Origin of the sequence: Spectribacter hydrogenoxidans, assembly GCF_031846275.1 — a bacterium.
GTDB classification, from domain to species: Bacteria; Pseudomonadota; Gammaproteobacteria; order Nevskiales; family Salinisphaeraceae; genus Spectribacter; species Spectribacter hydrogenoxidans.
The window spans coordinates 222,114-239,027 of the sequence record NZ_JAVRIB010000003.1; the positions used below are offsets into that span (position 1 = coordinate 222,114).

Here is a 16,914-nt window from a genome sequence, read left to right on the forward strand (position 1 = left end):
GACCCCTGCCATGTCCGACACTGCCCCCACCCGCGCCGATTTCCCCCATGTCTGCCCCCTCGACACCCGCTGGGCCGACAACGACCTCTACGGCCACGTCAACAACGTGACCTACTACGCCTACTTCGACTCCGCCGTGAACCGCTACCTGATCGAGGCCGGCGGACTGGACATCCACGACGGCCCGGTGATCGGGCTGGTGGTGGAATCCGGCTGCCGCTACCACGCACCGGTGGCCTTTCCCGACCGGCTGGAGGCGGGCCTGCGGGTGGCCCATCTGGGCAACCGGGCGGTGACCTACGAGCTGGGCATCTTCCGCGCCGGCGAAGCCGCTGCCTGCGCCGACGGCCGCTTCGTGCACGTGTTCGTCGACCGGCACAGCCGCCGCGCGGTGCCGATCCCCGAACCGGTGCGGGCGGCCCTCGCCCGGCTGACGACGCCGGCGCCGGACGCCGATGCATCCGAATCCGGTACCTAACGCGTTCTAACCCCCCCCGCTTTGACGACGACAATGACCCGCCACCCATGAGCGCCTCCTGCATTTACCTGATCGGTCTGGCCGTGTCGCTGAGTGTGCTCACCCTGGTCTGGCTGGTGCAGCTGAAGACCGAGGACGCCAGCCCGGTGGACGTGGCCTGGTCCTGGCTGATGGGCGGCCTGGGCGTACTGTTCGCCGCCGCCGGCGACGCGCCACTGGCAGTGCGCCTGCTGCTGGCGCTGATGGCCGGCCTGTGGGGGCTACGGCTGGGCGGGTACCTGGCCATGCGCATGCGGGGCCAGCCGGAGGATTCCCGCTACGCCGCCGCTCGGGCCTCCTGGGGGCGGCGCGCGCCGCTGTACATGCTGCTGTTCTTCTGGTTCCAGGCCGTGGCAGCCTGGATCCTGGCGCTGCCGTTCCTGGTGGTGGCCTTCCGCCTGGACATGCCGGGTGTCGGTTGGCTGCTGCTGGCCGGCGTGGTCTGGCTGGTATCGGTGGTCGGCGAGGGACTGGCCGACCATCAGCTGCATCGGTTCAAGCGTGACCCGGACAACCGGGGGCATGTCTGCCGTACCGGGCTCTGGCGTTATTCGCGTCATCCGAACTATTTCTTCGAGTCGCTGCACTGGGTCAGCTACGTGTTCCTGGCGATCGGCGCCCCCTATTGGTGGGCCACGCTGGCCAGTCCGGTGATCATGGCCTGGCTGCTACTCCGGGTTTCCGGCATTCCCACGGTGGAATCGCGCGAGGGCAAGGCCAAGCGCATCGGCTACGACGACTACGTGCGCACCACCAGCGCCTTCATTCCCTGGCCGCCGAAGGCCTGACCGCCCCGAGGATTGCATCGTTGGACAGCCTGCCGATTGAACTCTGCGAACGCGGCCTGGTGCCGGATGCCGTAGCCCGCGCGGGCATGCGGCGCCTGATCAACACCCGCCTGACCAGTCCCGAGGCGCGCGACGGCGAACGCCGCACCGAGGCATTCCGGGCCCTGCTGGAACGGGCGAGCAGCGGCCCCATCGCCGAACATACCGACGACGCCAATGCCCAGCACTATGAAGTTCCGGCGCCGTTCTTCCAGCATGCGCTGGGGCCGCGCCTGAAATACAGCGGCTGCCTGTTCGAATCATGCGATGCCGACCTGCCCGCCGCCGAGGAAGCCATGCTGCAGCGGACCGCCGAGCGAGCCGGCATCCGCGACGGCCATACCATTCTGGACCTGGGCTGTGGCTGGGGCTCGTTCTCGCTGTGGGCGGCCGAAAAGTTTCCGGACTGCCGCATTACCGCCGTATCCAACTCCGGCGGCCAGAAGACCCATATCGACGGTGTCGCCAGCGAGCGAGGGCTGAACAACCTCACCGTCCACACCTGCGACATCAACGAATTCGACCCCGGCGCCCGCTTCGACCGCATCGTGTCGGTGGAGATGTTCGAACACATGCGCAATCTGGGCGAACTGATGCGGCGCATTCGCGGCTGGCTGACCGACGACGGGCGGTTGTTCGTGCACATCTTCTGCCACAAGCTGCTGGCCTACCCATTCCTGGACGAAGGCCGCACCGACTGGATGGCCCGCCACTTCTTCACCGGCGGCATCATGCCCTCGGAGAACCTGCTGCTGAACCTGGCCGACGATCTGGTCATCCGCGACCACTGGTGGGTCTCGGGCCGACACTACGAGGCCACGTCCAATGCCTGGCTGGCCAACATGGACGCGCAGCGCCAGGCCGTTCGCGACATCTTCGTGCCCACCTACGGCGAGGCCGGGGCCGACCGCTGGATCCAGCGCTGGCGGATGTTCTTCATGGCCGTGGCCGAGCTGTTCGGCACCAACCGGGGCAACGAATGGGGCGTCGGTCACTACCTCTTCTCGCCGCGTTCCTGATCGCCGGCTGCGCGGCGGACCCGCGCTGGCAGGGCCCGCCCGGCAACCATTTCGACGGTACCCGGTTCTTCAACCCGGGGGTGGAAATGGACCGCGGCGTGGGCGATGTCCTGCGCTACCTGGTCACCCGCGATCCCGGCGCCTGGGGAAAACTACAGGCGCGTTCGTTTGCCGATCCGCCGATGCGGGTGGCCACCGGCGAATTGCGCATCACGGTGGTAGGCCACGCCACCGTGCTGATCCAGGCCGACGGGCTCAACATTCTCACCGACCCGGTGTGGTCGAATGCCATCGGCCCCTGGCCGGTATTCGGCGTCGAGCGGATGCGCCCACCATCCCTGACCTTCGAGCAGCTGCCGCCGATCGACGTCGTGCTGATCAGCCACAACCACTACGACCACCTCGACCTGCCCACCATCCGGCGACTGGCCGCCGATCACGCCCCGCTGTTCGTGATACCGCCGGGCGACCGACCGCTGCTGGCGGAAGCCGGGGCCACCCGCATTGCAGAACTGGACTGGCACCAGACACTGACCCTGTCCAACGGGCGAACCCTGCACGCCCTGCCCTGCGTCCACTGGTCCGGGCGGCTGCCGTCGCTGGACCGCAACCTGAGTCTGTGGTCCGCCTACGCGGTGGAAACCGCCGGCGGGCCGGTGTATTTCGGCGGGGATACCGCCTACGGCGATCATTTCCGGGACGCCGGGCATCGGCTCGGTCCATTCCGGCTGGCCCTGCTGCCCATCGGAGCCTACAAGCCCCGCTGGCTGGTGCGCCGGGTGCACATGAACCCGGACGAGGCGCTGACCGCCCATCGTGAACTGGGTGCCGCCCGCAGCATCGGCATGCACTTCGGCACGTTCGAACTTTCCGACGTGGGCCAGTTCCAACCCATTGATGACCTGGCCCGGGCCCGCCGCGACGCCGGCGTGCCCGCGATCGCCCTCACCGCAGCGAATTTCGGGGTCGGCGTCCCGATTCCACCACTGTCCGCAACCGAGGAGTAACCCCATGCGCACGGCCGTGCTGATCGCCACCTGCCTGCTTAGCGCCCCGGCCCTGGCCGCGGACGGCAACACGCATTGCTTTACCGGCTATGGCTATGAGCTGGAAAGCAACCGGTTCGCCTACACCGAACACCACGAGCAGATGCTCGACGATGCGGGCCGGCCGGTGGACTGGACCGTGACCTACCGTGATCCCGACGGCGAGGTGATCGCCCGCAAGACGCTGGACTTCAGCCACAACGAATTCGTGCCGGTGTACCGGATGCGCATGATCGACAGCGGCTATGTGGAGGGCATCGAGCGGGATGCCAGCGGCTGGCGCATGTTCCGCCGAGACGGCGAAAACGCCGAGCATGAAACCGAACCGTTCGAGCTGACCGACAACCTGGCTGCCGACAGCGGCTTCCACCCCTTCCTGCAGTCCCGTTTCGACACGCTGATGGATGGTGAGACCCGCCACTTCCGCTTTGCCGCGGCGGGACGCCAGTCGGCTTTCGATCTGCAAGTCGCACGCATCGAGGACACCAAGTTCGAGGGCGAGACGGCGGTCCGCTTCGAGGCGGAACTGGACATGTGGCTGGTCAGCTTCTTCGTGGATTCGCTGGTGCTCACCTACGACCCGCACACCCGCGAACTGCTGGAATACCGCGGCATCGGCAATCTGCATGACGCCGAGGGCGAGACCTACCCGGTGCGCGTGGCCTACTACAGCGAGCCGCCCGACGAGGCAGGTGATGTGGCCACGAGCTGTGGCGGCGATTAGCCGGAATAACTGTCGCGCATCTCCGGCTGGCGTTCCATCCAGGGCTGGATGCGGGCGAAGGCCTCCTCGATCTGCTCCATGGACGTGGAGTAGCTGATGCGCAGCAGATTGGTGGAGGATTCGCCGAAGGCATCCCCGGGAATCACGCACACGCCGGTCTCCTCGAGCATGCGCATGGCGATGTTGGAAGCATCAACCCCCGGCGGCAGCGACGGCGCGATGTAGAACGCCCCCTGCGGCCAGTAGCCGGTCAGGCCGGCGGTGTTGGACACGAGATCCACCACCCGGTCCCGCCGGCGGCGGTATTCTTCGACCATGACGTCGATGAAACTGCGGTCGTGTACCAGTGCGGCGACCCCCGCCCACTGCGCCGGTGTATTGGCCACCGTGGTGGTGAACATGTGATAGCGGCGCAGCATGCGGATGGTGTTCTGGTCGGCCACCACCCAGCCGATGCGCAGGCCGGGCATGGAAAAGGTCTTGGAGAAGCTCGACACCACCGCCACGTGGTCGAGGTCGGCCGAACAGGTGAGCACGCTCGGGTATTCCATGTCGTCGAGCACGAGGTGGTCGTAGACCTCGTCGGAAATCACCTGCACGCCGCGGTAGGCCGCTTCCTGGCAGATCCATTCCACGGTTTCGCGCGGGTACACGGTGCCGGTGGGATTGCTGGGTGAATTCAGGATGATGGCGTGGGTATTGGGGTTGATCAGCCGGATCACCCTCTCCGGGTCCAGCTGATGCCCGTGCTCGGCACGGGTGGGCACCGAGCGGATCTGCCCGCCCAGCATCCGGATCAGCGGGGCGTATAGCAGGAACGTGGGATCGGCCACGATGAATTCCCGCCCGGGAGCCGCCATTGCGGTGATCAGCAGGTAGATACCTTCGGTAGCCCCGGTGGTGATCAGGAAGTTCTCGCTGGTCAGCGTCGAGCGGTAGCGGTCGCTGTAGTAGCTCGCCAGCGTGTCCAGCAGCTCGGGTAGCCCGGCATCCATGGTGTAGCCGGTCTGGCCGGCCTCCAGCGCGTGGATATGCGCATCGATGATGTGTTTGGGCGTGGGGAAATCCGGCTGGCCGATGGACAGGTGGATGACGTCTTCCAGTTCGGCCGCCTTGTTGACCATGCGGCGAATGCCGGAAATCGGGATCGCCTGCATCGCCGGATTCCACGTCATCCGGCCGCGAACGTAGCGATCCTCCGGATCGCTGGCGAGTACCTGGTTGACGTTTTCCATCGGCGTCGCCATGAGCGCATCCCTGTTGCTTGACGAGTATCGGCGAACACTAGGCCGGCGCCAGGGTCCGGTCAAGCTGTCGGTTGACGTTTGTGTAGCGGGCTGGGTAACGTCCGCTCCATCCCTTTACGCTGGCCCACCGCCCATGTCGTCGGCTCGATTCGCCTGATGACCGATCGACTTCCCGTCGTCACCGTCCTGACCGCCCCGGATGAGGCACCGCCACCGGGCCTGGATCAGTTGAACGGCCGGGCCGAAGTCCGGATGAGTGCCGATACCGAGCAGCTGGCCAGCCAGCTGCCGGGCACCGACGTCCTGCTGGTCACGGATTTCCGTACCGACGCCGTGCTCGAGGCCTGGCCCGTGGCCGACCGCCTGGACTGGGTGCATGCCACCAGCGCCGGCGTGGACGCCTTGCTGTTCCCGGGCATGCGCGAATCGGACGTGGCGCTGACCAACGCCCGCGGCATCTTCGACCGGCCGATTGCGGAATATGTGCTCGGCCTGATCCTGGCCTTCGCCAAGGACACCCGCGGCAATATCGAACTGCAGCAGGCGGGTGAATGGCGCCACCGCGATACCGAGCGCATCGACCACAAGCAGGTGCTGGTAGTGGGCGCGGGTGCCATCGGCGGGGAGATCGCCCGCCTGTGCGGCGCCGCCGGCATGCAGGTCGAGGGCATTGCCCGGACCGCCCGCGAGGTGCCGGATTTCGCCGCCGTGCATGCGATCGAGAATCTGCACACCCGGCTGCCGCATGCCGACTACGTGGTGGTGGCGGCGCCCCTGAACCGGGCCACGGAGCACCTGTTCAACGCCGAAGCCTTCCAGGCGATGAAACCCACCGCCCGGTTCATCAACGTCGGCCGCGGCCCGATCGCGGATACCGACGCGCTGGTCCGGGCGCTCCGATCCGGCGAGATTGCCGGCGCGGGGCTGGACGTATTCGAGGAAGAACCTCTGCCGGCTGACCACCCGCTATGGGAGCTATCGAACGCCATCCTGTCGGCCCACATGGCCGGGGATTTCACGGGCTGGCGGGCCGCCCTGATCGACCAGTTCATGACCAACTTCGACCGGTGGCAGACCGGCCAGCCCCTGCACAACCTGGTGGACAAGAAGCGGGGCGCCGTGCCGCCACGCGGGACCGTCGCTGCTCCAACCTAGAACGAGGAACCGTTCGTGACCGACATCGCCGACCTCACCGCCATCGAGATGCTCGAGGCCTTCCGGGCAAAAACCCTGTCGCCGGTGGAAGCCGCCGATGCCTGTCTGGCCCGGATCCATGCATTGAACCCGGCGGTCCACGCCTATTGCCAGATCAACGAGGAGATCACCCGGGCCGAGGCCCGGGCGGCGGAAAAGCGCTATCAGGACGGCACCGCTCACGGGCTGGTCGACGGCGTGCCGGTGGCGGTCAAGGACATCTTCATGGCCGAGGGCTGGCCCAATCTCAAGGGCTCGAAGCTGATCGACCGGCACCGCCCGGCCGACCAGGACGCCCCCGCCGTAGCTGCCCTGCGCCGTCACGGCATGGTGACCAGCGGCCGGACCACCACGCCCGAATTCGGCTGGAAGGGGGTCACCGACTGCCCGATGGAGGGCCCCACCGGCAATCCCTGGGCACCGGATCAGACCGCGGGCGGCTCGTCCGGCGGCAGCGCGGCGGCGGCGGTGCTGGGCATGTCGCCGCTCACACTGGGCACCGATGCCGGCGGCTCCATCCGCATGCCGGCCGGCTTTTCCGGCTGTTTCGGCCACAAGCCCACCCACGGGCTGTGCCCGATGTGGCCGCCCAGCGCGTTCTATCCGCTGGCCCATGTCGGCCCCATGACCTGGACCGTGGACGACGCCGCCCTGCTGATGAATGTGCTGGCCGAGCCCGATCCGCGTGACCCCACGCTGCCGGCCAATCGCGTCGACTTCCGTGACGGCCTCGATAACGGGGTCAGGGGCCTGCGCATCGCGTTTTCAGCCGACTTCGGGTACGCGAACGTGGACCCGGAAATTGCCGAGGCGGTGGCCCGCACCGTCGCCCTGCTGGAGCGGGAGGGGGCGGCGGTGGAATCCGCCGATCCCGGCTTCGAGGATCCCATCGACGCGTTCAACCTGCTGTTCTACGGCGGCGCGGCCAACGCCATGCGCGATATCGACGCCGAGGCCCGCAAGCAGATGGACCCCGGGCTGGTGGAAGTGGCCGAATGGGCCGCGCAGTTCTCGCTGCTGGACTACATGGGTGCCGCCAACGTACGCGCCAATCTGGTGGAATCCACCAGTCTGTTCCATCAGCGTTTCGATCTGCTGGTATCGCCGGTGTTGCCGATTCCGGCCTTCCCCAAGGGCCAGGAAGTGCCCGACGGCTGGCATTCGCCGCGCTGGCCCTCCTGGACCCCGTTCACCTACCCCTTCAATCTGACCGGCCAGCCGGCGGCCTCCGTGCCCTGCGGCTTCAACCGCGACGGCCTGCCGATCGGCTTGCAGATCGTGGGTGCCCGGCATCAGGATGCGGTAGTGCTGCGCGCCGCGAAAACCCTGGAGAACGTTGCACCCTGGACCGGCCGCCGGCCGGACTGGCGACAGACCGAGACAACATCATGATCGACTCCCCCATGCTCAAGCACCTGTCCGGCTACATCGGCGGCCAGTGGTGCGACGCGGACAGCGGCGAGACCTTCGCCATACTCAATCCCGCCAACGGCAAGGAGCTGGCCCGCGTACCCGCCATGGGTGAGGCCGAAACCGAACGCGCCATCGCCGCTGCCCGCGGCGCGGTCTCGATGGACTATGACCTGGACCAGCGCCGAGAGTGGCTCACCGATATTCGCGATGCACTCAACGACGAAGCCGAGGAGATCGGCCGCATCCTGTGTCTGGAACACGGCAAGCCCTGGAAGGAGGCCCAGGGCGAGGTCGCCTACGCGGCGGGGTTCTTCGACTACTGCGCGCAGCATCTGGACGAGCTGGCGCCGCGCAAGCTCAGCCAACGGCCCAAGGACTGCGACTGGACGGTGCATTTCCGGCCGATCGGGGTGGCCGGACTGATCACCCCCTGGAACTTCCCCATCGGCATGATCGCCAAGAAGCTGTCCGCGGCCCTGGCCGCCGGCTGCCCCACGGTGATCAAGCCGGCCAGCGAAACCCCGTTGACCATGATCGCGCTGTTCACCCTGCTGCATAAGCGCCTGGACCTGCCCGACGGCATGGTCAATCTGGTGATGGGGTCGGCCCGGGCGATCGGCGATACCCTGTGCCGTCACCCGGACGTGCCCATGATCAGCTTCACCGGCTCCACCGGCGTGGGCCAGCATCTGATCAATGCCACCGCCGATCAGGTCAAGAAGCTGGCTCTGGAGCTGGGCGGCAACGCCCCCTTCATCGTGTTCGACGATGCGAATCTGGACGATGCGGTCACCCAGTTGATCGGCAACAAGTTCCGCGGCGGCGGCCAGACCTGCGTGTGCGCCAATCGGGTGCTGGTCCAGCGCGGCGTGGCCGACGCCTTCACCGAGAAGCTGGTGGACAAGGTGCGGGCCCTGCGGGTGGGCGACGGCATGGATGACGACATCGACATCGGCCCGCTGATCAACGCCGCCGGCTTCGACAAGGTGCGCCGTCACCTGGTCGACGCCATCGACAAGGGGGCGGAACAGGTGGCCGGCAAGGCGCCCGGCGAACTGGACAGCAGCAGGGGCCTGTTCTTCCCGCCGGCGGTGGTGCGCGGCGTGACCCGCGACATGGATTGCTGCCGGGAGGAGACCTTCGGACCGCTGGTGCCGCTGGTGGAGTTCGACGACGAGCCGGCTGCCGTGCGCATCGGCAACGACACCGAGTTCGGCCTGGCCGCCTACGTGTTCACCGCCGACGCCGACCGCGCCGCCCGCGTGATCGCGCAGCTACGCTTCGGCCACGTCGGCCACAACACCGGCACCGGCCCCACCCCGGAAGCGCCGTTCGGCGGCATGAAACTCTCCGGCTTCGGCCGCGAGGGCGGCGAGGAGGGTCTGTTCGAGTACGTCGAGCCGCAGACCGTCCCGCGGGGCGCATAGGCGCGCGCCTCAGGCAGCCCCGCGCAGGGCAGCGGCCGCCACGCCGGTTGCGGTGGCCAGAAAGACCAGCATGGCCACCGTAATTGCCTGCCAGGCAATGCCCTGGTCGAGAACGGCGCCGATCGCGGCCGGCGCCATGGCAGTGGCCAGCACCATGCTGGCCTGGGCCACGGCCCGGATCGCCCCGAGATGCCGCACCCCGTACAGGCGCGGCCAGATCGCCCCGAACAATGTGCCCGCCCCGCCCACGGTAAGCCCCGCCAGCGCCAGGTAGACCGGCGCCAGCCAGACCCCATCGAACGCGCACAATAGCGCCAGCGCCACCGCCATGGGCCCCAGCATTACCGGCAGCAGGGCCGCCGACCGGAAGCGATCCACCAGCGGGCCGGCGGTCAGCAGGGCCACCACGTGGCCGCCGGCATAGAACACGAAACTGCTCGCCAGCTGTGCCATGGTCCAGCCCTTGGCCTCCGCCAGCGACGCCTGGTGGATGAACAGACCGGTGACGATGAACGGCGGCGCCAGCAACGTCGCCAGCACGGCGTAGAAACGGGGGTCGCGCAGCACGTCGCCGCGGCGCCAGGCCGGTGTGGAAGAGGCCGTTCTGTCCGCCGACGTCGAGGCTGCCGCATTCGCGGCGGCTGGCGGCACCCGGATCAGTGTTAGCAGCAGCGGCAGGAAAGCCAGCAGCACCACGGCGATCGTCAGCCAGGTAAACCGCCAGCCCAGCATCGCATTGCCGGTCACCACCAGCAGGGGAAACACCGCCTCGCCCAGTGGTAGGCCCAACGCCGCCAGGCCCAGCGCCTTGCCTCGGCCGGCCTCGAAATAGCGGGCCATGCTGGTCTGGGCTAGATGTGTCATCAGCCCCTGGCCGCACAGCCGCAGCAGGAACAGCGCCAGTCCGGCCACCCACCAGGCGGGACTGGCTGCCAGCAGCAGCGCCCCGAGGCCGGCGCCGGCCATGACCAGCGTGGTGAACTGGGCCAGCGGCATGCGGTCGATGAGCGCCCCGGCCCACAGCAGCAGCAATCCGCTGGCCAGGGTGGCGGCCGAGTAGAGGCTGCCGAAGGCGGCATTGCCGAGATCGAATTCGCCCCGCAGCGCCGGCCCGAACAGTGCGATCAGAAAGGTCTGCCCGCTGCCCGACAGACCGCACAGCAACACGCCGAAGGCCAGCAGCCGCCGGTTGTCGCCGATGAAGCGGACGTAGGCCCTCATGCCCGGGCCGCCGGGGCGTGTAGAATGCCGCGACTGACTGTTGCCAACCATCCCGTCATGAATCGCAATACGCTCATCGCCGCCGTCGGCGTGCTTCTGGTGGTCATTCTGATGCAGGCCATCGCCCTGTGGATGACCCCGACCGGCCTGCCCGACACCGCCACCACCGCAGAACGGGCCGAGCCCGACGCGGTGCGCGAGAAGCTGACCGCGCTGGGCGAAGTGGGCGAACTGGCCTTCGAGGAGGATGCCGGGCTTTACCGCGCCCATATCGGCAGCCAGATTCTATACGTCACCCCGGACGGTCGCTTCGCCATCAACGGCGACCTCTACGATCTCGAATCGCGGACCAACGTCACCGAACAGGCCCGCAGCGAATCGCGGGCCAGTGCGCTGGCGCAGATCGATACCGACGACGCGATCGTGTTCAGCCCGGAGGGCGATACCGAGCACGTGGTGTGGGTGTTCACCGACCCCGAATGCCCCTACTGCCAGCGATTCCATAACCACATGGCGGATTTCAACGAGCGCGGCATCGAAGTGCGCTATCTGGCCTTCCCCCGCGCCGGCCCCGGTTCCGACAACTGGCGGCTGACCGAAGCACTCTGGTGCGCCGACGATCCGCGCGCGGCCATGACCGCCGTCAAGGGCGGTCAGTCGCTGGATACCGCAGGCATGCCCTGCGACGCCTCGCCGGTGGCCGATCAGTACCAGATTGGCCGGGATATCGGCCTGACCGGCACTCCCATGATTGTCGACGAGAACGGCAAGGTGCTGGGCGGCTATCTCAAGCCGGAAGCCCTGGCCACGCGGCTGGCCGGTAACAGCCGGGGCTGATCGGCAGGGGTGCGCCCGTCGGCCGGGAGAACCGGCGCGACGGGCTCAACCGCCTCAGGCGGTCTCGTCCAGGGCTTCCGTGAAGATGTCCACCGCCTGGTCGATCTGTTCACGGTTGACGATCAGCGGCGGCAGCCAGCGCACGATGTTCTTGTGCGCCCCGCAACGCAGCATCAGCAGACCGCGGGACTCGCAGGCGGTCAGCAGCCGGCGGGTCCGGTCCCCGTCCGGCTGGCACTTGTCGTTGAACATTTCCACACCCAGCATCAGGCCCTTGCCGCGTACGTCGGCCATCGCCGGGTAGCGGGCCTGCAGACCCTGGAGGCGTTCGCGCAGGTGATCGCCCATGACCTTGGCGTTGTCCACGAGGTTCTCCTGCTCGATCACGTCGAGGGTGGCCAGCGCTGCCGCGCAGGCCACCGCGTTGCCGCCGTAAGTGCCGCCCTGGGAGCCGGGCCAGCCCTTCTCCATCAGGTGATGCGGCGCAGCGAAGGCGGACAGCGGAAAGCCGCTGGCCAGGCCCTTGGCGGTCATGATGATGTCCGGCTGCACATCGTAATGGGCGTGCGACCAGAACTTGCCGGTGCGTCCGTAGCCGGCCTGAACCTCGTCCATGGCCAGAATCATGCCGTGATGATCGCAGCGCTCGCGCAATCCCTGCAGGAACCGCGCGTTGGCTGGCACGTAGCCGCCCTCTCCCTGGACCGGCTCGATCATCATCGCCGCGGTCTCGGCCGGGGCGCTGTAGGTGGCCAGGATGTAGTCGAGCTCGCGCAGGCAGAAATCGGTGGCCGTGTCCTCGTCCCAGCCGTAGCGGAAGGCGTGCGGAAACGGCGCCACCACCACGCCGCCCATCATCGGCTGCAGCCCGGCGCGCAGGCCGACGCTGGAGGTGGTCATGGACAGCGACCCCATGGTGCGGCCGTGAAAGCCGCCGTGGAAGACGATGACATTGGGCCGGCCGGTGGCCTGGCGCGCCAGCCGCAGGGCGCCTTCGGCCACCTCGGTGCCGGCGCTGGCGAAGAAGATCGCGTCGATGTCCCCCGGCATGCGCTCGCCCAGCCGCTCGGACAGCTTGAGCAGCGGCTCATGCATGATCGTGGTGTACTGGCCGTGGATCAGCTTGCCCACCTGTTCCTGGGCGGCCTGCACCACATGCGGATGACAGTGGCCGGTGCCGGTCACGCCGATGCCGGAGGTGAAATCCAGATAGCGCCGGTCGGCGTCGTCGATCAGATAGCAGCCTTTACCACGCACCGCGCGCACGTGCGTCGCCTGTTGCAGCAGCGGCGAGAGATGGCCGGGGCGGTTATGGGTCATCGTGGCGGACTCCTGTCTTGATGGGGGAGGCAGACCCGGCGAGGGTACTGCGCCGTCGCGGCGGGTTCAATCGACGCGGGGCCGACCCGCGAGCCGACAGGACGCCGGCCGTCAGACGCCGGATGCGCTGTCCTGCAGGTGCGCCAGCACTGCCGCACCCACCGCCGCGGTGCCGCGGCTTTCATCGCCATGGGCGGCAAGATCGGCGGCCACCGCCGAGCGCAGCCGTGCGCTGGCACGACGGGCTGCCGGGTCTTCCTCGCCCATCCAGTCGAGCATCATCGCGGCAGTCAGCAGCATGGCCGTGGGGCCGGCGATATCCTGACCGGCGATGTCCGGCGCACTGCCGTGGGTGGGCTCGAACATCGGCGGACAATGGCGGTCGGCGGGATTGAGGTTGCACGATGGCGCCACACCCATGCCACCATTCAGGACGGCGGCGAGGTCGGTGAGAATATCGCCGTGCAGATTGGAGGCCACCACCACGTCGAAATCCCACGGCCGGGTGACGAACTTCATGCAGGCGGCATCTACCAGTTCGTGGTGGGTGGCCACATCGGGGTAATCGGCACTGACCTCGGCGAACACCTCGGTGTACATCTCGCCCCAGAACTTCAGCGCATTGCGCTTGGTGACCAGGCACACCTGGGAGTCCCGCCCGCCGAAATCGCGTACTCGCGAGTCCTGCCGCCGCTGTTGGGCCCGCAGCCGGGCCTGTTCGAAGGCGTGCCGGATGATGCGGGTGGTGCCGCGGCGGGTGAACACAGCGGTCTGGGTGACGATCTCGCGCTCGGTACCCGGGGCCAGCCGCCCTCCCTGGCCGACATACTCGCCTTCGCTGTTCTCGCGAATGACCAGCATGTCGATCTCCGCGGCACGCGCGTCGGCCAGATAGCGCGGGGCACCCGGCAGCGGCCGGCAGGGCCGCTCGCAGGCCCACTGATCGAAATGCTTGCGGATGTCGAGCAGCGGCGCCAGGGAATCGGCGTCGGACAGCAGGTAGCGGTCCGGGTTGCTGGTGGGTCCCGGATCCCCCAGCGCACCCAGCAGGATAGCGTCGAAGCCGGCCAGCGTCTGCAGGTAATCCGGCGGCGCGATCTCGCCGTGCTGCTGATGCCAGGCGTGGGACGGCCAGCCGAAGCCCGTGGCGGTCAGATCCAGGCCGTCACGCTCGGCCAGCGCCGCCAGCACGCGTTCGGTCTGGGCCATCACCTCCGGGCCGATGCCGTCGCCCGGCAATACGGCCACCCGCCATTGCTGTCTAGTCTGCATGGACCTCTCCCGACCGGGCGGTGGCCGCAACCACCGCCCGACCCGATACTGCTAGAGGGCGTACCCGAAGGCGTCCTTGAACTTCGCCGCGAACTCGTCCGGGGTGAAATGGTGGTTCTGGGTGCCGCTCTGGGCGATCTTGATCGATCCCATCAGGGAGGCGATGCGCCCGCTGGTTTCCCAATCCATGTTGTTGGCCAGGCCATACAGCAGGCCCGCCCGGTAGGCATCGCCGCAGCCCGTGGGATCCTTGATCGCGGCCGGCTGCACCGAGGGGATATCGATCTTCTTGCCGTCGGTATAGACATGCGACCCCTCGCCGCCACGGGTGACGATCACCGCCCGCACCCGCTCGGCCATTTCTTCCATGCTCCAGCCGGTGCGGTCCATCATCAGCTGCGACTCGTAGTCGTTGACCGCCACGTAACCGGCCTGCTCGATGAAGCGCTTGAGATCGTCGCCGTCGAACATCGGCAACCCCTGGCCGGGGTCGAAGATGAACGGAATGCCGCGTTCGGCGAACTGTTCGGCATGCTGAATCATGCCGTCACGACCGTCCGGCGAGATCAGACCCACGCTGATGTCCAGATCGTCCGGAAGCGGCTGGGTATGGGCCTCGTTCATTGCGCCGGGATGGAAGGCGGTGATCTGGTTGTCATCCAGATCGGTGGTGATGTACGCCTGCGCGGTGAAGGCTTCCGGAATCGACTTGAGATACCGGCGCGAGATGCCCAGCCGGTCCATGCGCTCGGCGTAGGGATCGAAGTCCGCACCCACGGTCCCCATGGCATAGCCGTCACCGCCCAGCAGGTGCAGGTTGTAGACGATATTGCCGGCGGTGCCGCCGAATTCACGGCGCAGTTCCGGCACCAGAAAGGCCACGTTCAGCATGTGTACCTTGTCCGGCAGGATGTGATTCGAGAACCGATCCGGAAACACCATGATGTTGTCGTAGGCAAAGGATCCGCAGATGAGCGCAGACATTGGTCTCCCTTCTTAATTCAAACCGATCAGGCCCCATACGACGGGTACCTGGATAAGCGACAGGTGGACTGCAGCCGAGGCCACGTCCTTGGCAGCACCGGACAGATGGTGACGCTCCGTGCCGATGCGATCGATGGCCGCCTCAATGCCGGTGTTGAGCAGTTCGGTGATCATCACCAGGAACAGCGACATGACACAGACGGCCTGTTCGAGCCCGTTGTCACCCCACCAGAGGGCGGCCGGCAACAGCGCCACGAACAACACGGCCTCGATGCGAAACGCCTCTTCGTTGCGCCACGCCCAGCCGATGCCTCGATAGGATACGCATGTTGCGCGCCATAACCGAGGCCAACCGGACAGGCCGCGGGTCATGTCAGCCGGTCCTCAGCCTACCGCGGCTTGCGCGGGCGGCTGCCACTTGAGATCCAGTTCCTTGGCCGCCCGAACCTCATCCAGCCGGCGAACCGGGCAGCTATAGGGCGCCTGATGCAGGATGTCGGCGTCGGCCCTCGCCTCGTCGCGGATGGCAATCATGGCTTCCACGAACGCATCCAGGGTTTCCCTGGACTCGGTCTCGGTCGGCTCGATCAGCAGGCACTCGGGCACCAGCTGCGGGAAGTAGACCGTGGGCGCGTGGAAACCGTAGTCGAGCAAGCGCTTGGCGAAGTCGCCGGCGCCGACGCCGTATTCCTGCTTTTCGCGCTTGAGGGTGACGGTGAACTCGTGGCAGGCGCGCCGCGCCGGATAGCTGAGCTCGAAGCCTGCATCGGTCAGCCGCCGGGCCAGGTAGTTGGCGTTGAGCGTGGCGAACTCGGCTACCCGCGTCATCCCCTCACGCCCGAGCATGCGGGCATACACGTAGGCACGCAGGATCACGCCGGCATTGCCCTGGAATGCGGACAACCGGCCGATGCTGTGCGGCCGGTCGCTGTCCTCGACCCAACTGTACTGATCACCGTCGTGCATCACGTAGGGCACCGGGGCATAGCGGCGCAGCCGCTTGCTCACGCCGATGGCGCCCGACCCCGGACCACCACCGCCGTGCGGGGTGGAGAAGGTCTTGTGCAGGTTCATGTGGATGACGTCGAAGCCCATGTCGCCGGGCCGGATCTTGCCCAGGATGGCGTTCAGGTTGGCGCCGTCGTAATAGAGCAGACCACCGGCGTCGTGGACGGTTTCCGCCATCTCCAGGATGTCGCGTTCAAACACGCCCAGGGTGGAGGGGTTTGTGAGCATGATACCCACGGTCTTGGGCCCAACCGCTTCCTTGAGGGCTGCCAGATTGACGTCGCCATCCGCGTCGGTGGGAAGTTCACGCACGGTGCAGCCGCACATGGTGGCGGTGGCCGGGTTGGTGCCGTGGGCCGCATCCGGCACCAGCACTTCGGTGCGTTCGGTATCGCCATTGGCATCGTGGTAGGCCTTCATCATGGCCACGCCGGCGAACTCGCCCTGGGCCCCGGCCATCGGTGCCAGCGACACCACGTCCATGCCCGTGACCTCGCCCAGCATGACCTGCAGTTCGTAGGCGATGCTCATGAAACCCTGGCTGTACTCCATCGGCGCCAGCGGATGGCGGCCGGTGAAACCGGGCAGCATGGCCAGCGAGTTACAGGCCCGCGGGTTGTACTTCATGGTGCACGAACCCAGCGGATAGAAATGGGTGTCGATGGAGAAGTTCATCTGCGACAGCCGCGTGAAGTGGCGCACGGTGTCCAGCTCCGAGACCTCGGGCAGCCCGAGGGCGGATTCGCGCCGGTGGCCATCCGGAATAAGGTCCGGGTCCACCGGGGCACCCGGTGCCTGGCCCGGTGCGCGGCGTCCGGGACGGCTGTGCTCGAAAATCAGCTTTTCGGTCATGACTTC

At 67.4% G+C, this 16,914-nt stretch carries 16 protein-coding genes; 9 read left to right on the top strand and 7 right to left on the bottom strand.

The window, feature by feature from the left end; translation table 11 throughout:
* The first annotated feature begins 10 nt into the window (after positions 1-10).
* The 5 genes from RM532_RS04220 to RM532_RS04240 are packed head-to-tail and all read left to right on the top strand — an operon-like array spanning position 11 to position 4,133.
* Entirely contained in the window at positions 11-478 is a 468-nt protein-coding gene (locus tag RM532_RS04220; protein ID WP_311651906.1) for an acyl-CoA thioesterase, read from the top strand.
* Positions 479-525: 47 nt separating this feature from the next.
* Positions 526-1,305, top strand: a complete 780-nt coding sequence (locus RM532_RS04225; protein WP_311651907.1) for a DUF1295 domain-containing protein — start codon at positions 526-528, stop codon at positions 1,303-1,305.
* Positions 1,306-1,325: 20 nt separating this feature from the next.
* A complete protein-coding gene (locus tag RM532_RS04230; RefSeq protein ID WP_311651909.1) occupies positions 1,326-2,363 on the top strand; it encodes an SAM-dependent methyltransferase in 1,038 nt (345 codons plus the stop codon).
* Positions 2,324-3,370 carry an MBL fold metallo-hydrolase gene (locus tag RM532_RS04235; RefSeq protein ID WP_311651910.1) on the top strand — a complete coding sequence of 349 codons (1,047 nt, stop codon included), beginning with the start codon at positions 2,324-2,326 and terminating at the stop codon, positions 3,368-3,370. Before RM532_RS04230 ends, RM532_RS04235 begins: the two co-directional genes overlap by 40 nt.
* Positions 3,371-3,374: 4 nt before the next feature.
* Entirely contained in the window at positions 3,375-4,133 is a 759-nt protein-coding gene (locus RM532_RS04240; RefSeq protein ID WP_311651911.1) for a hypothetical protein, read from the top strand.
* Here the strand turns inward: RM532_RS04240 and RM532_RS04245 are convergent.
* The gene (locus RM532_RS04245) at positions 4,130-5,308 is read right to left on the bottom strand and encodes a pyridoxal phosphate-dependent aminotransferase (protein ID WP_349255264.1); all 1,179 of its coding nucleotides are present in this window, start codon (positions 5,306-5,308) and stop codon (positions 4,130-4,132) included. The genes RM532_RS04240 and RM532_RS04245 overlap by 4 nt on opposite strands.
* A 228-nt stretch (positions 5,309-5,536) precedes the next feature.
* On the opposite strand from RM532_RS04245, the gene RM532_RS04250 reads away from it, so the two are divergent.
* Genes RM532_RS04250 through RM532_RS04260 form a run of 3 tightly spaced genes read left to right on the top strand, consistent with a single transcriptional unit; the run spans position 5,537 to position 9,414 of the window.
* Positions 5,537-6,535 carry a D-2-hydroxyacid dehydrogenase gene (locus RM532_RS04250; protein WP_311651913.1) on the top strand — a complete coding sequence of 333 codons (999 nt, stop codon included), beginning with the start codon at positions 5,537-5,539 and terminating at the stop codon, positions 6,533-6,535.
* Positions 6,536-6,550: 15 nt separating this feature from the next.
* On the top strand, positions 6,551-7,966 hold the full coding sequence (locus tag RM532_RS04255; RefSeq protein WP_311651915.1) for an amidase: 1,416 nt from the start codon (positions 6,551-6,553) through the stop codon (positions 7,964-7,966).
* Positions 7,963-9,414, top strand: coding sequence for an aldehyde dehydrogenase family protein (locus RM532_RS04260; protein ID WP_311651916.1), 1,452 nt, complete (start codon positions 7,963-7,965; stop codon positions 9,412-9,414). The genes RM532_RS04255 and RM532_RS04260 overlap by 4 nt, the downstream gene beginning before the upstream one ends.
* Before the next feature lie 9 nt (positions 9,415-9,423).
* Here the strand turns inward: RM532_RS04260 and RM532_RS04265 are convergent, their stop codons facing one another.
* Complete coding sequence (locus RM532_RS04265) at positions 9,424-10,635, bottom strand: MFS transporter (protein ID WP_311651917.1); 1,212 nt, start codon at positions 10,633-10,635, stop codon at positions 9,424-9,426.
* A 57-nt stretch (positions 10,636-10,692) separates the two neighbouring features.
* On the opposite strand from RM532_RS04265, the gene RM532_RS04270 reads away from it, so the two are divergent.
* Positions 10,693-11,472, top strand: a complete 780-nt coding sequence (locus RM532_RS04270; RefSeq protein WP_311651918.1) for a DsbC family protein — start codon at positions 10,693-10,695, stop codon at positions 11,470-11,472.
* Between the two features lie 54 nt (positions 11,473-11,526).
* Here the strand turns inward: RM532_RS04270 and RM532_RS04275 are convergent, their stop codons facing one another.
* From RM532_RS04275 to gcvPB, 5 genes are all read right to left on the bottom strand, one after another.
* Positions 11,527-12,792: an aspartate aminotransferase family protein gene (locus RM532_RS04275; RefSeq protein ID WP_311651919.1), complete on the bottom strand. Its 1,266-nt coding sequence runs from the start codon at positions 12,790-12,792 to the stop codon at positions 11,527-11,529.
* A gap of 111 nt (positions 12,793-12,903) precedes the next feature.
* Positions 12,904-14,064 carry an isocitrate/isopropylmalate dehydrogenase family protein gene (locus tag RM532_RS04280; RefSeq protein ID WP_311651920.1) on the bottom strand — a complete coding sequence of 387 codons (1,161 nt, stop codon included), beginning with the start codon at positions 14,062-14,064 and terminating at the stop codon, positions 12,904-12,906.
* 51 nt (positions 14,065-14,115) lie between these two features.
* On the bottom strand, positions 14,116-15,048 hold the full coding sequence (locus tag RM532_RS04285) for a carbohydrate kinase family protein (RefSeq protein ID WP_311651921.1): 933 nt from the start codon (positions 15,046-15,048) through the stop codon (positions 14,116-14,118).
* Between the two features lie 12 nt (positions 15,049-15,060).
* A complete protein-coding gene (locus RM532_RS04290; protein WP_311651922.1) occupies positions 15,061-15,420 on the bottom strand; it encodes a diacylglycerol kinase in 360 nt (119 codons plus the stop codon).
* 12 nt (positions 15,421-15,432) lie between these two features.
* Positions 15,433-16,908, bottom strand: a complete 1,476-nt coding sequence (gene gcvPB, locus RM532_RS04295) for an aminomethyl-transferring glycine dehydrogenase subunit GcvPB (RefSeq protein WP_311651923.1) — start codon at positions 16,906-16,908, stop codon at positions 15,433-15,435.
* Between the last annotated feature and the right edge of the window lie 6 nt (positions 16,909-16,914).